This is a genomic window from Streptococcus sp. 1453, from assembly GCF_013276955.1.
In the GTDB taxonomy this organism is placed as follows: Bacteria; Bacillota; Bacilli; order Lactobacillales; family Streptococcaceae; genus Streptococcus.
Window position 1 is genome coordinate 152,132 of record NZ_VMLZ01000003.1, and the last position, 14,639, is coordinate 166,770.

Annotated in this window: 9 protein-coding genes; all 9 read right to left on the minus strand. The window is 40.3% G+C overall.

The window, feature by feature from the left end:
* Position 1: 1 nt before the first annotated feature.
* On the minus strand, positions 2–1,435 hold the full coding sequence (glgA, locus tag HW098_RS02625) for a glycogen synthase GlgA (RefSeq protein ID WP_176139201.1): 1,434 nt from the start codon (positions 1,433–1,435) through the stop codon (positions 2–4).
* On the minus strand, positions 1,432–2,571 hold the full coding sequence (gene glgD / locus HW098_RS02630; protein WP_176139202.1) for a glucose-1-phosphate adenylyltransferase subunit GlgD: 1,140 nt from the start codon (positions 2,569–2,571) through the stop codon (positions 1,432–1,434). Before glgD ends, glgA begins: the two co-directional genes overlap by 4 nt.
* Complete coding sequence (locus HW098_RS02635; protein ID WP_050390723.1) at positions 2,561–3,703, minus strand: glucose-1-phosphate adenylyltransferase; 1,143 nt, start codon at positions 3,701–3,703, stop codon at positions 2,561–2,563. The genes glgD and HW098_RS02635 overlap by 11 nt, the downstream gene beginning before the upstream one ends.
* Positions 3,693–5,621, minus strand: a complete 1,929-nt coding sequence (gene glgB / locus HW098_RS02640; RefSeq protein ID WP_176139203.1) for a 1,4-alpha-glucan branching protein GlgB — start codon at positions 5,619–5,621, stop codon at positions 3,693–3,695. Before glgB ends, HW098_RS02635 begins: the two co-directional genes overlap by 11 nt.
* A gap of 383 nt (positions 5,622–6,004) precedes the next feature.
* Positions 6,005–8,284 carry a type I pullulanase gene (gene pulA, locus HW098_RS02645; RefSeq protein ID WP_176139253.1) on the minus strand — a complete coding sequence of 760 codons (2,280 nt, stop codon included), beginning with the start codon at positions 8,282–8,284 and terminating at the stop codon, positions 6,005–6,007.
* 113 nt (positions 8,285–8,397) lie between these two features.
* Positions 8,398–10,356: an NAD-dependent DNA ligase LigA gene (ligA, locus tag HW098_RS02650; RefSeq protein WP_176139204.1), complete on the minus strand. Its 1,959-nt coding sequence runs from the start codon at positions 10,354–10,356 to the stop codon at positions 8,398–8,400.
* Positions 10,357–10,448: 92 nt separating this feature from the next.
* Positions 10,449–11,627 (minus strand): MFS transporter, encoded by a 1,179-nt coding sequence (locus tag HW098_RS02655; protein ID WP_176139205.1) that lies wholly within the window; start codon positions 11,625–11,627, stop codon positions 10,449–10,451.
* A 79-nt stretch (positions 11,628–11,706) separates the two neighbouring features.
* Positions 11,707–12,570 (minus strand): MutR family transcriptional regulator, encoded by an 864-nt coding sequence (locus HW098_RS02660; RefSeq protein WP_176139206.1) that lies wholly within the window; start codon positions 12,568–12,570, stop codon positions 11,707–11,709.
* A gap of 2 nt (positions 12,571–12,572) precedes the next feature.
* The gene (locus tag HW098_RS02665; RefSeq protein WP_176139207.1) at positions 12,573–14,474 is read right to left on the minus strand and encodes an ABC-F family ATP-binding cassette domain-containing protein; all 1,902 of its coding nucleotides are present in this window, start codon (positions 14,472–14,474) and stop codon (positions 12,573–12,575) included.
* Positions 14,475–14,639 lie beyond the last annotated feature (165 nt).

The window sequence follows — 14,639 nt, forward strand, 5'->3', positions numbered from 1 at the left end:
ATTAGTTAACTAAACTATGGTACAAGTCAAGATATGACTTGCAGGCTGTATCCCATGAGAAATCACACTCCATAGCTTGTTTTTGTAGGTTTCTCCAAATGTCTGGATGGTTTCTATACAAGTCCAAAGCTGTTTGGAAAGTCCAATTTAACCAGTAAGGAGATAGATTGTCAAAGCTAAAGCCAGTACCGCTTCCTTCGATTGGATTGAAAGCGCGAACTGTATCTCGCAAGCCACCAACTTCATGGACCAATGGCAAGGTTCCGTAACGCATCGCCATCATTTGAGACAAGCCACACGGTTCAAAACGACTTGGCATGAGGAAGAGGTCACAAGCAGCGTAGATTTCTTGAGCTAGTTTGACATCAAAAGTGATATTTGCTGATAGCTTGTCTGGGTAAATCTGAGCAAACCATGAGAAAGCTCCTTCAAATGCTGGATCGCCAGTTCCCAAAAGAACAATCTGAACATCATTTTGCAAGATATGGTGAAGACTTTCGACCACCACATCAAAACCTTTTTGACGTGTCAAACGAGAAACAATTCCCACCAGTGGAACGTCGGCTCTAACTGGCAAGCCAACTCTCTCTTGTAATTTTGCCTTATTCTGGGCTTTTCCAGACAAATCTTCCTGAGTGAAATGATAGTCTAAAAGAGCATCTGTCTGAGGATTATACAGGTCAGCATCAATCCCATTTACGATACCAGAGACCTTACCAGACTCCATTCGAAGAATCTGATCCAAGTTACATCCAAACTGACTAGTCATAATTTCATGAGCATAGCTAGGCGAAACGGTTGAAACACGATCCGCATAGAGAATACCAGCCTTCATCCAGTTTAGACAGTTGTTCCAGCGAAGGGTACCATCAGCATAACGTTCAAAGCCGACTCCAAACAAATCCCATAACATTCCTTCTGAAAATTGTCCTTGGAATTCCAAATTATGAATGGTTAAAACAGTTTTAATGCCCTCATAGGCTTGAATCCAACGGTATTTTTCCTTTAACAAGAACGGAATCATAGCTGTATGATAGTCATGAACATGGAGAAGGTCAGGGATAAAGTTAATCCTTTCCATAGCCTCAATGGTAGCAAGTTGGAAAAAGGCAAAGCGTTCTCCGTCATCAAAATCACCGTAAACATGACCACGGAAGAAATAATATTGGCTGTCAATAAAGTAGAAGGTCACACCGTTCAAAACTGTTTTCTTAATTCCACAGTACTGTCTGCGCCAACCAACGCTCACCTCAAAATGAAAAACATCTTCAATCTGATTTCCAAATTTAGCCTCTACCATGTCATAGTAGGGTAAAATCACTGCAACTTCATGTCCCGCTTTTACCAGTGATTTAGGAAGAGCGCCAATGACGTCTCCCAAACCACCTGTTTTTGAAAAGGGTGCACCCTCTGCTGCTACAAATAAAATTTTCATGAATGAATATCCTCTGTTACTTTGCTACCTTTCTTAACGACAACTGGATGTTCTGCCGTTCCTCGAATCACAATACCAGGCTCAACTTCAACACCCTTGTCCAAGATAGCATATTCAACCTGAGCTCCTTCTCCAATCACAACACGAGGGAAGAGCAGGCTATCTTTAACCAGGCTATCCTTATGGACATGAATATTACGTGATAGAACAGAATTAGTCACTTGACCTTCAATGATACTACCAGACGCAAACTGAGAAGTGCTTACCTTAGATGTATTAGCATAATAAGTTGGTTCTTCGTTTTTGACCTTTGTATAAATCTTTTGATTTGGTGAGAAGAGAGAATAGAATTTCTGTGATTCAAGCATATCTTTATTAGCTTGGTAATAAGACTCTACAGAGTGAATATTTGCCAGATAACCTGTGTACTCGTAGGCGAAAGCTCCCTCTTTTGCAGCCAAATCCCGTAAAACATAACGCAACTTCTCTGGATGTTCTTTTTTAGCTTCTTCTTCCAAGCGTTCAATCAACCACGGTGTATCAACGACAAAGATATCTGTAGACATATTGAACGTTTCAGCTGTTGACTTGCTATCAAATAGTTTATGAGAACGAACATGGTCTGTTTCATCCACTTCTAAGATTGCATTTACTTCTGAAATATCTTTCTTAGCTAGTTTTTTATAAACTACAGTGATAGGCCCTTTTGTTGTACTATGTAGATGGAAAACTTGGTTCAAATCAATGTTAATCAAAACATCACAGTTGAGTGAAACTGTTTGGTTTGAGCCAGAACGTTTCAAATAAGTGAGCAGCTGCTGGTAGTATTCTTTTCCAACTGTGCTACTCTCTACACGGGTATTGTAAATTCCTAGATAGTAATGGCTAAGAAGGGTTGATAAGCCCCACTCGCGTCCTGAACGAATATGGTCAAAGACTGAGCTGATATTATCCTGCTGGAAAATACCAAAGACACTACGAACACCTGCATTAGCAAGACTAGAAAGCGGGAAGTCAATCAAACGATATTTCCCACCAAATGGCAAACTAGCTACTGGACGGTGGTCTGTCAATGTCGCCATATCGTGAAAACCAACTGTATTTCCTAAAATGGCAGAATATTTATCAATCTTCATCTGTTGCTACCCCCACTACTTCATCATATCCTACAACTTGTACTTCTTCTGTTCCATCAATTTCGACACCGTCAGAAATAATTGCACCTTCACCAATAATGGCACGTTTAATCTTAGCTCCTTGACCAATGATAGCTCCACTCATGATAACTGAATCAACAACTTCCGCTCCTTCGCGAACTTGCGCGCCTGTTGAAAGGATAGAATGTTTAACAGTTCCATCAACGAAACATCCGTCTACAACTAATGAGTCTTCCACATCAGCATTTGCCCCGAGGAAGTTTGGTGGTGAAATCAAATTTCTTGAGTAAATCTTCCATTGACGGTTACGACTATCCAAGGCATTTTCTGGAGAAATGTACTCCATGTTGGCTTCCCAAAGCGACTCAATCGTACCAACATCTTTCCAATAACCACTAAATTCGTAAGCATAAACACTTTCACCTGACTCAAGGTAATTTGGAATGACATTTTTACCAAAGTCTGACATGTCAACCTTGCTCTTTTCAGCAGCGACTAACATATTACGAAGGCGTTGCCAATCAAAAATGTAGATTCCCATAGAAGCTTTTGTAGATTTAGGTTGAGCTGGTTTTTCTTCAAATTCAACAATACGATTGTTGGCATCGGTATTCATGATACCAAAACGGCTCGCTTCTTTAAGAGGGACGTCTAAAACCGCTACTGTCAAGCTGGCATTATTATCCTTGTGAGACTGGAGCATATCATCATAGTCCATTTTGTAGATGTGGTCCCCAGACAGAATCAAGACATACTCAGGATTGACACTGTCGATATAATCGATATTTTGGTAAATAGCGTGACTAGTCCCTTCGAACCAACGATTTCCTTCACTTGCAGAATAAGGTTGAAGAATAGAGACACCAGAATTGATACCATCTAGTCCCCAGCTTGAACCATTCCCAATATGGTTGTTGAGAGCAAGTGGTTGATACTGTGTAATGACCCCCACATTATGAATCCCTGAGTTGGCACAGTTTGATAGGGCAAAATCAATGATACGGTAGCGCCCACCAAATTGCACAGCTGGTTTTGCAATACTTTGAGTGAGTTTACCGAGACGAGTTCCTTGCCCACCAGCAAGAATCAAAGCTAACATTTCATTCTTCATTTTCTACTCCTTTTTGGTTTTTACTTGTGACGGTTTTTGCAGATTTCAAGCGACGTTTGATTTTCCATACACTAGCTCCCATAGCCGGTAGGGTAAAGGTCAAGGTCTGCTCATAATCTTTCCATAGTCCTTCTTGCGTTTGAACAGTTTGATTATGTTCTTTCCAAACGCCTCCCCACTCTTCTAACTCAGTATTCCAGACTTCTTCGTAAATTCCTGCAACGGGTAGTCCGATTGTAAAATCTCTTCGTTCAACAGGTGCCATATTAAAGACGCAGACTAGCATTTCTCCCTTTTTACCCTTACGGATGAAGGAAAGAACACTCTGGTCTCGATTATCCGCATCAATGATTTCAATACCATCATAGCTGGTATCAATTTCCCACAGACAGCGGTTGTCTTTGTAAAACTGGTTTAGCTGAGAAGTGAAATACTTCATCTTAGCATTCATTGGGTCTTCTAGGTTAGACCATTCCAACTGTTCTTCAGATTTCCATTCTAGGAATTGACCATATTCGCTACCCATGAAGAGCAATTTCTTACCAGGGTGACAAATTTGGTACGTATAGAGATTGCGCAAGCCTGCGAATTGATTGTAACGATCTCCCCACATCTTATGCATCATACTCTTCTTGCCATGAACCACTTCATCGTGCGAGAATGGCAAGAGATAGTTTTCATTGAAAACATACATAAAGCTGAAAGTCACCAAATTAAAGTCATATTTACGATAAATCGGATCTTCTTCGTAGAAACGGAGGATATCATTCATCCAGCCCATGTTCCATTTGTAGTCAAATCCTAGACCACCAAGCTCTCTCATTCCCGTAATCTTGGTTGCAGACGAACTTTCTTCTGCAATCATCATCACATCTGGATATTCTAACTTAATAATGTCATTCAAGCGTTGAAGGAAATAATAACCTTCATAGTTGAGATTTCCGCCATCTTTATTAGGTGTCCATGGAGCATCATCATAGTCCAAATAGAGCATGTTGCTAACAGCATCCACACGAATACCATCCAAATGATAGACATCGATCCAATGCTTAATACAAGAAATCAAGAAGGACTGGACTTCATTTTTTCCAAGGTCAAAATTGAGAGCGCCCCAACCATAGTTATGAGCCTTATTATGGTCTTGGTACTCAAAAGTCGGTGTCCCGTCATAATAGGCTAAGGCATCATCATTGATGGTAAAGTGACCGGGTACCCAGTCTACGATAACCCCAATATTATGGATATGACACTCCTCGACAAAATCTTGAAACTCCTCTGGTCGGCCATAAGCATGCTCTAAAGCGAAGTAACCCATAAGCTGATACCCCCAACTCAAACCTAATGGGTGGGACATCAAGGGCATAAACTCAATGTGAGTATAGTTCATCTCAACTAGGTAAGGAATGAGTTCATCCTTGAGCTGGGCAAAACTATAAGGACTACCATCAGGATTTCTTTTCCATGACCCAGCGTGAACTTCATAGATATTGACCGGACGTTCAGCAAAGCCCCAACGTTTTCTTCGTGCCAGCCAAAGTCCATCCTTCCATTTCTTCTCAGGAAGCTCTGTTACGATTGCCCCTGTTCCTGGACGAGCCTCATATCTGACAGCAAAAGGGTCAATCTTCATCAGTTGATGACCATTTTGACGTGTGACATGATATTTGTAAATATGCCCTTCTTGAGCCATATTGGTAAAGACTTCCCAGACCCCAAAGTCATTTCTTACCATTGGAATCTGACCCTCAATCCAGTTGGTAAAATCACCAACCAAGTGGACAGCCTGAGCATTAGGTGCCCAAACACGGAAAGTATAGCCATACTCTCCATTCACTTGCTCTTTATGTGCTCCTAGATAATGCTGAAGGTGAAAATTTTCACCTGTCATAAAGGTGCGCAAAGCTTCTCTTTTATCCATAATACCTCCTCTTTCCTGTAAGCGTTTTCTATGTTTTTATTATACTACCTTTTTAGAGAAGATTCAAGTGAATTACTATATTTAGTAAAAATTCTTTTGAAAATCTTCAACAAATTCACTGATTTCTTCACTTGTAAATCAATATTTTTTCAAAAAAATTGCGAAAACGCCTTTCTTTTCTCTACTATAATACCAAAAAGTTCGTATTTTTTCTATTATTATTATTGTTTTATAGCAAAAAAATAAAATCAGGAAAACAATTTCCTGACTTTATACGTTTGATGAAAATATTTATCAAATTTTCTATACAAGTGAGTTATCAGCCAAGTTCTTTCTATTCGTTCACTTCCAATGATGTGTTAGAATAGCGAGATAGATGGTCTTTATAAAACACTCAAGACAGCTAGACTAATATCATCTAACACATTGTCTTCTTTTGAGCGACTGTTGGTTACCAACATAGCTAAATTTCCTGCATTTTCAAATGGATAGGGTTCTGATTTAGCATTCACAACCACCAAGAGATGTTCTTTGCCGTGAACTTCATAGATAAGGCAGCCGCTATGTTCAATCGCAGAATGCACAAAGACATGATGGTAAATTTCATCATAGCTAGAGTAAGAAAAGGCACCAGTTTTTGTCTTCAATCGGATGACTTGACGGATAAACTCAATACTGTCTTGACGCTCATTGATCAAATCCCAGTTGACTTGGTTCACACTGTCAGGAGCATTATAGCTATTCATCGCACGCTCTCTATCATCATGTGTCAACTCACCATTCTCACCAGTCGCAACCAGTTTAGTACGACCAAATTCTTGACCGATTTCCATAAAGGCCATCCCTTGCATGAGTAGGTTCATAGCTGTGGCTGTCTCAACCTTGCGCATGATTTGTTCTGAACTTTGGTCTGGATGAAGGGTTGCCAATAAATCGTGAAGATTGTAATTGTCATGGGCTTCTACATAGTTAAGCACCTGATTTGGATGTGTATAGGTTCCTAATTCACGACTTCCTAGGATTGCTTTAGCTAGAATTGGCTCTGTCGCAGCACCACTAACAAAACCTGACTTGATAGCACCATAAACTTCTCCACCTTTAACAGCATCACGCTGATTGTCATTAAAGAAACCAATATTTGGCATTTCGTAGGCGTTGTCTTTCTTAGCCTTATCATAAGGGGCAAGACCTGTTCCCATATCCCATCCTTCTCCATAGAGGATGATGTTAGGGTCAATTTCATCCAAACTCTGACGAATCATCTGCATAGTCTTGACATCATGAATCCCCATCAAGTCAAAACGGAAGCCGTCAATATTGTATTCCTGCACCCAGTATAGAAGAGAATCAATCATATACTTACGGAACATTTCGTGTTCACTGGCTGTTTCATTTCCAACACCCGTTCCATTCTGGAAGGTACCATCTGGATTCATACGATAATAATAGTCAGGGACAGTTGTTTGGAAAGGTGCATCAACAACTGAAAAGGTATGGTTATAGACCACATCCATAATAACACCAATGCCCGCATCGTGGTAAGCTTGAACCATGGTCTTCAAATCACGAATAACCTGAGCTGGATCATCTGGATTAGTTGAAAAACTAGTTTCTGGCGCGTTATAGTTTTGTGGGTCATAACCCCAGTTGTAGGTTACATTCCCGTCCTCATCGTATTCTTTGTGACGGTCTGCAATTGGTTGCAACTGAACATAATTGTAGCCCAACTTCTTGATGTGATCAAAAGCAGTTGACTGACCGTACTGGTTAACCGTTCCAATCTGAGCAGCACCTAAGAACGTTCCTCGAAGATGTTCATCCACACCTGAGGTCGGTGATTGGGTCAAATCACGAATATGCATTTCACAAATAACTGCCTTACATGGATTTTCCAAACGCCAAGCAGCATCAGAACCATGCTTGACCTCGAAGTTTTCGACTTGTTTTTCTGCATGGCTCAGAATAGCAGAACGTTTACCATCAGGGCTGGTCGCAATGGTGTAAGGATCACGTGTCAGTGTTTGGTGATGAGGGAATTGGACTTGATACTGATAAGCCTTACCAGTCAAATCTTCCTCAACATCCAAACTCCAGACACCAATAGTATTGTCCTTATGGTTATAAGAGTAGCGATTGCCTCTCTCCATATCAAAAGTCTTCCAAACAGGTGCATCATTAGTAGCTGATTCATAAACGACAACCTGCACTGCTGTCGCTGTTGGAGCCCAAAGGGCAAAATGAGCCTGATTGTCCTCTACATGGCAACCCAATTCCCCTTGGTAACCCCAGTGGTGGTCGAAACTAGCGCTATTGATAGCCTTGTCAAAGGCAAAAGGATTTTGATTCTTATAGAAAGGACTGGCAATAGCAGGATTTTCAGAGTAATAAATCCGATCATCGCCTTCCAAAATCCAGACCTCTGTTAAAAGGGGATAGTGATTAAAACGGATAGCATATTCTTTACTGGTTTGGCCTGTATGAACCACCAAATTCAAGCTTTCTAGGGCATGAACGCTTGGGTGTTCAAAACTAAATAAGGCTCCAAAATAATCTTCTTGGTAAGTTAGTAAATCAATTCGCTGGTCCTGGCTTTTTACAAAAGAGCAAGTGTCATATTCACCATTCTTGCGATGGTAATGAATGCGCATAGGGTAGGTATACATTTTTATTTTTTCCTTTTTTTTATTTGTTTCTGTTTCACTAATAAATTCTTGACCAATCTCGTCTCGATTGACAAACATTGTCATTCTATCTAAACTCTGTTTTTAAAAGATCATTACAAACTTTCGAGCCAAGCTTCATCTCGAACTTCGATACCAAGTTCTTGTGCTTTTTGAAGTTTACTTCCAGCATCTGCTCCTGCAACGACGAGGTCGGTCTTTTTAGAAACACTGCCTGTTACCTTAGCACCTAGACTTTCGAGTTTACTTTTAGCTTCTGAGCGCTTGAGCCGTTCCAATTTTCCAGTCAATACCACTGTCAAGCCTGACAAGGCTGCATCTACTACTACAGTCTGACCTTTATAGGTCAAATTGACCCCAGCTTCTTTTAATTCTCTGAGGAGAATTTCAGAGCCTTCTGTCGCAAAATAAGTCTGAAGACTCTTGGCAATCACACCACCCAAACTTTCAATACTAGCCACTTCCTCTGGATCTGCCTGAGCTAGATTTTCAATCGAATGGAAATGTTGAAGTAAGAGCTGACTAGCCTTGCTTCCTACATGGCGAATTCCCAAACCAAACAAGAGCTTCTCGGCAGAATTTTCCTTAGATGCTTGGATGGCCTGATACAGTTTAGAAGCGGACTTTTCCTTAACACCCTCTAAAAGGAGGAAATCGTCTTCTTTCAAGCGGTAAATATCAGCCACATCCTTAACCAGATTGGCAACAAAGAGTTTTTCAACTACTGATGGACCAAGACCTGTAATATTCATGGCGTCTCGAGAAGCAAAGTGAATCAAGCCTTCCATGATTTGAGCAGGACAACGCGGATTGATACAACGGAGGGCCACTTCATCTTCAAAGTGCAACAAGTCAGAGTCACAACTTGGACAGTTTTTAGGGACATCTAGTTTCTCTTCAGAAACCCGTTTGAATTCTACCACACGTAAAACAGCAGGGATGATGTCACCAGCCTTATAAACTATGACCGTGTCATCTTTACGGATATCTTTTTCAGCAATATAATCCACATTGTGCAGGGTCGCACGACTAACTGTTGTCCCAGCAAGCTGAACGGGAGTCAGATTGGCAGTTGGAGTCACAACACCCGTACGGCCAACTGTCCAATCAACTGACAGGAGCTGAGCTTCTTTTTCCTCAGCAGGAAACTTATAGGCTACTGCCCACTTTGGAGCCTTAACGGTAAAGCCAAGTTCTTCTTGACCTGCTAGGTCATTGACCTTAATCACCACCCCATCGATATCATAAGACAGATTGTCCCGTTCCTGTCCTACTTCTTGGATAAAATTCCAAATCTCATCCATGCTTTCAGCCAGAATTCGCTTAGGATTAACCACAAAACCGAGCTGTTCTAGGTGCTTCAAAACCTTTTCTTGACTGTCACGAGTTGAAGGGCTGGCTTCCTGATAGAGAAACGTTGCAAGATTGCGCTTGGCTACTACTGCCGTATCCAACTGTCGCAGGGTGCCTGCTGCCGCATTACGAGGATTGGCAAATTCAGGCTCTCCATTTTCTTGGCGAGCTTGGTTAACCTGGTCAAAAGAAGCGCGTGGCATATAACATTCCCCACGAACTGTAATATCAAGTTCTTCTGGTAAGGTCAAAGGAATGTCCTTAACACGCTTGAGGTTTTCTGTAATATTTTCACCAACAGAACCATCTCCACGTGTTACACCAGCAACCAAAATCCCCTTTTCATAAGTTAGCGAGATAGATAAGCCATCGATTTTCAGCTCACAAATATAGGTCGGATGAGCCACTTCCTTACGAACACGCGCATCAAAAGCTTCAAGCTCCTCACGTGAAAAAGCATCCTGCAAACTATAAAGAGGATACTGATGACTGTATTTTTCAAAACCATCTAAGACTTTGCCACCAACACGATGGGTCGGACTGTCTGCTAGCACTTGCTCTGGATAAGCAGTTTCTAACTCGACCAACTCACGGTAAAGGCGGTCATACTCACTGTCTGAAACCGAGGGATTATCGCTAGTATAGTACTCAGTCGCATAGCGATTGAGCAAGGCGACTAACTCATTCATTCTTTTATTCATAAGACCATTTTACCATAAAACAAGCCCTCCTCACAAACGAGAAGGGCGGAAAAAATACTTAGATTGGAATTATTTTTAAAACTCAAGCAACCTTATATCAATTTTTCAAAATGAATTCGAACATAAATAAACGATATACAAGACAAGATGATAACACCACTTCCAATTATCAGGAAAGAAGAGAGATGAACACTTGGCAAGACTGTCATAAATCCTTTTGCAATAGGCATAAATAGAATAGCTAAGGTAAAAATTGTACTCAGTACTCTCCCAAGAAATTCGCTCTCAACCTTGGTTTGTACTTGAGTAAAAAAGTGAATATTAAAAATCGTCATAAACAATTCACAAACTAAATTTCCAGAAAAGGAAAGAAAAGTTGGAAGTGGTAATCCCATCATAAAAACTCCGACACCTGTCAAAGCCAGTAAAATCAAAAGATTATAAACATTAGCTTTAATTTTACTAGCTAGAAGAGCCCCAATGATGGAACCAATAGCCCCCATAGTTAAAATACTTGCATAGGCTCCTTCTGACCCGTAAAGCTGATTCGAAAAGGGGAGTAGAAATTCAAAAGCGGCAAAAAAGAAATTAACGCTGGAAGCTACCAGCAAAAGGAAGAAAATTTCTTGCTGATGCCAGATATAGTGTAACCCATCCTTGATATCTACAAACATATCTCTCCCAGTAAAAGCCTTTTTCTCTTGAACTTTTGCTTCCTCTTTTGGAAGGAAAGCCACTAGAACAAAAGCAATGAAAAAAGTCAGCGAGTCTAGCAGTAGCGTCATATGGAGACTTGCAAACTGTAAAACAAGGAAGGAAAGAACAGGAGAGCTAACACCTACAACCTGCAAAACCAGCTCTAAGCGAGAATTATAGATCACAATCTCATCTTTCTCAACAACCTCAGTTATAATGGCTTTATTGGCTGTACGAGAAAAGGCAAAAGCAATAGCCTGCACAATGTTGGCAAAAATCAAAGCTCCAATCATCCAGCTGTCATTCCTTATGAAAGAAATAGCCAGACAAAGAATCCCACAAACAAGGTCTGTCATCATTAAAATCCTACGACGAGAAAAACGGTCTGAAATGACTCCGCCAAAAGGATTTACGAGAATAGATGTGACGAGTTCAGAAATCTGGTACATTCCTAAAACAGTCTGTCCGATAGTTCCCATGGAAGCCAACCAGACACTATTTCCATAATCATAGAGCATATTCCCTATCTTGTTAACAGCTCCACGGCTAATCAACTGTACTGCATAGCGATTCATATAAAAACTCCTCTCAAATTTTGAAACTATTGTATCAAAACCGAAAGGAGCTTTTTCATTTTTCCCTTATTTGGGAAAATTAATCTTTGACAAATTTTTCGTAGTGTTCCTGATAGTAGGCTACTTGCTCTGGAAGACCTAGCACGTCAAAAATATGCATGGCTTCTTGCATCTGCTTACAGCCTTCTTTAAACTGTCCTTTTTGGTATAAGGCAAAACCTTTTAAGTAATGTAAAATATTTCGTTCATAAAGACTAATGTTTTTACCAATAATCTTCTCTGTATAAGTCTCAAAATAGCTTGCATTGTCAAAAGAGAGATACTCTAAACAATGCTGGTAACAATTGAGGGCCAAAATCAATACTAATCTCTTATGGCGACCAATTTCTTGATAAAATTCCTCCCTCTCCATAACTTCTCTACCAATCCGAGTGACATAGTCCACATCGTAGAAACTATAGAGGTTACCAAACAGAATCAACTCATACATGGTCCATTCTTCTGTTTTAAAGAGATAATCTGCTACCTTATCCAAATCATCCTGCTTCATCTCATAAGTCGAATCTCTTTGACAAATCAGACCTTGTAGCAAAATCCAGTTTAGCTCAAAATAGAGAGGATTTGTCGAACTCTTAGCCTTTTCAAGTTGTTCTTCTTGAAGCTTTTGAAAACCTACAATATCATTTGAATAGTAAAGAGGCACAATTTGTCCCATCATGGCAACATGTTCATGATTATAAAAATTCCTTGCCTTATCCATGAAATTTTCGATTGTTACATGAATATTATCCAAAATCTCAAAGAAACGTGAGACTGCTAGGTCAGACTCCCCAAGCTCAAATCGAGATAACTGAGAAGTTGAACAGGACTCGCCTGCAGCCTCCTTTAAAGAATAATTTCCACTTGTCCGAAATTCACGAAATACTTTTCCTAGATTTTCCATCTTTACACCTGCTCTGATAATTCTTCCCACTCAAGCATAGCTTCTTCCTGACGGTGGCTGATTTTGTCCAGTTCAGCCTGCAATTCCATCAGTTTGCTGGCATCGTTTGTTTCTAACATTTTTTCAGAAATGGCTTGACTTTGACTTTCTAGCTCTTCAATTTCAGCTTCTAGACTTTCTATTTGTCGCATGAGCTTACGAACTTCTTTTTGACTTTCTTTCTGAGCTTGATAGTCATTAACTGGGCTTGCTTCTTTTGCTTGATTACTGGTTGAAGCTTCCTCAGTTTGAATCATTTCTACTTCTGATTTCTTCTCAACATAGTAATCGTAATCTCCAAGATAGAGAGTTGATCCATTCTCTGACAATTCCAGTACATGAGTTGCCACACGATTGATAAAGTAACGGTCGTGGCTGACGAATAGAAGAGTTCCATCAAAGTCAATCAAGGCATTTTCCAACACTTCCTTGCTATCAATATCCAGATGGTTGGTCGGCTCATCCAGAATCAAAAAGTTGTTGTTTTCCATAGACAATTTAGCAAGAAGTAAACGTGCTTTCTCACCACCAGACAACATGCCGACTGATTTTTTGACATCATCTCCTGAGAAAAGGAAGGCACCTAGACGGTTACGGATTTCAACTTCTGGTGTCAGTTTAAAATCATTCCAAAGTTCATCAAGCACCGTATTACTTGCTGTTAGCTTGCTTTGAGTCTGATCATAGTAACCAACCTCAACATTAGCGCCAAATCGCTTTTCACCCTTGATAAAAGGAATCTGGTCCACAATAGACTTGATAAAGGTTGATTTTCCAATACCATTTGGACCAACGATGGCAACAGCATTCATCTTACGAAGGTCTAGGTTGATAGGCTCTGACAATATTTCCCCATCATAGCCAATAGCTACATTTTCAACAGTTAATACAACATTACCAGACGTTTTTTCAGACTGGAAGGTCATATTGGCTGATTTCTTACCCGCTTCAGGCTTGTCCAAACGTTCCATTTTTTCCAGTTGTTTGCGGCGAGATTGGGCACGTTTGGTCGTCGAAGCACGGACTAAATTGCGATTGACAAAATCTTCCAGAGCAGCAATTTCCTTCTGTTGCTTTTCATAGTTTTTTGCCTCAGTAGCTAGTTTTTGCTCCTTCAACTCGACAAAACGAGAGTAGTTGCCCACATAGCGATCCAAGGAATGCTTGGTCAAATCCAGCGTAATTGTCGCAACCTTGTCCAAGAAATAACGGTCGTGGCTAACAATAATGAGGGCACCGCTATAGTTTACCAAGTAATTCTCTAGCCAGGCAATGGTTTCGATATCCAAGTGGTTGGTTGGCTCGTCCAAAACCAAGAGATTAGGCTTTTCAAGGAGCATTTTAGCTAGAGCCAAACGAGTATTTTGACCACCCGAAAGCTCGGCAATTTTCATCTGCCACATAGACTCGTCAAACTTGAATCCATTCAAAATCGCTCGAATATCAGCTTCATAGGTAAAGCCACCTGCCTGACGAAAATTTTCAGATAAGCGATCGTAATCTGACATCAGTTTATCCAAATCCTCACCAGACTTTTCACCCATCTCCAACTCCATCTGACGAAGTTGTTTCTCAGTCCGACGCAAGTCATCAAAGACATGAAGCATTTCATCGTAGATAGTGTTTTCAGATTCAAAACGGCTATCTTGGGCTAGGTAAGACAGAGAAATATCTTTTTTCTTATTGATTTCTCCACTAGTTGGCTCCTCTTCTCCAACCAAAATCTTCAAAAGAGTAGACTTACCTGCACCATTTTTCCCAACAAGGGCAATACGGTCTCTTTCATCAACCTGCAGGTTAATATTATCGAAAAGAACCTCTCCTGCAAAAGAACGTTCAATTTTATTAGCTTGTAAAATAATCATACAAGTAGTATAGCATGTTTCACTAAGGCATTCAAGATAATGGTAAGTATTTTAGCGAAGGATATGTGACATAAAATAAATTATGTACATTTTATGTTAGATTCCTTCGCTATCTTGTTGGATTTTCTAATAAGCTAATCTTGCTTCAAATAGTTATCGCACAAG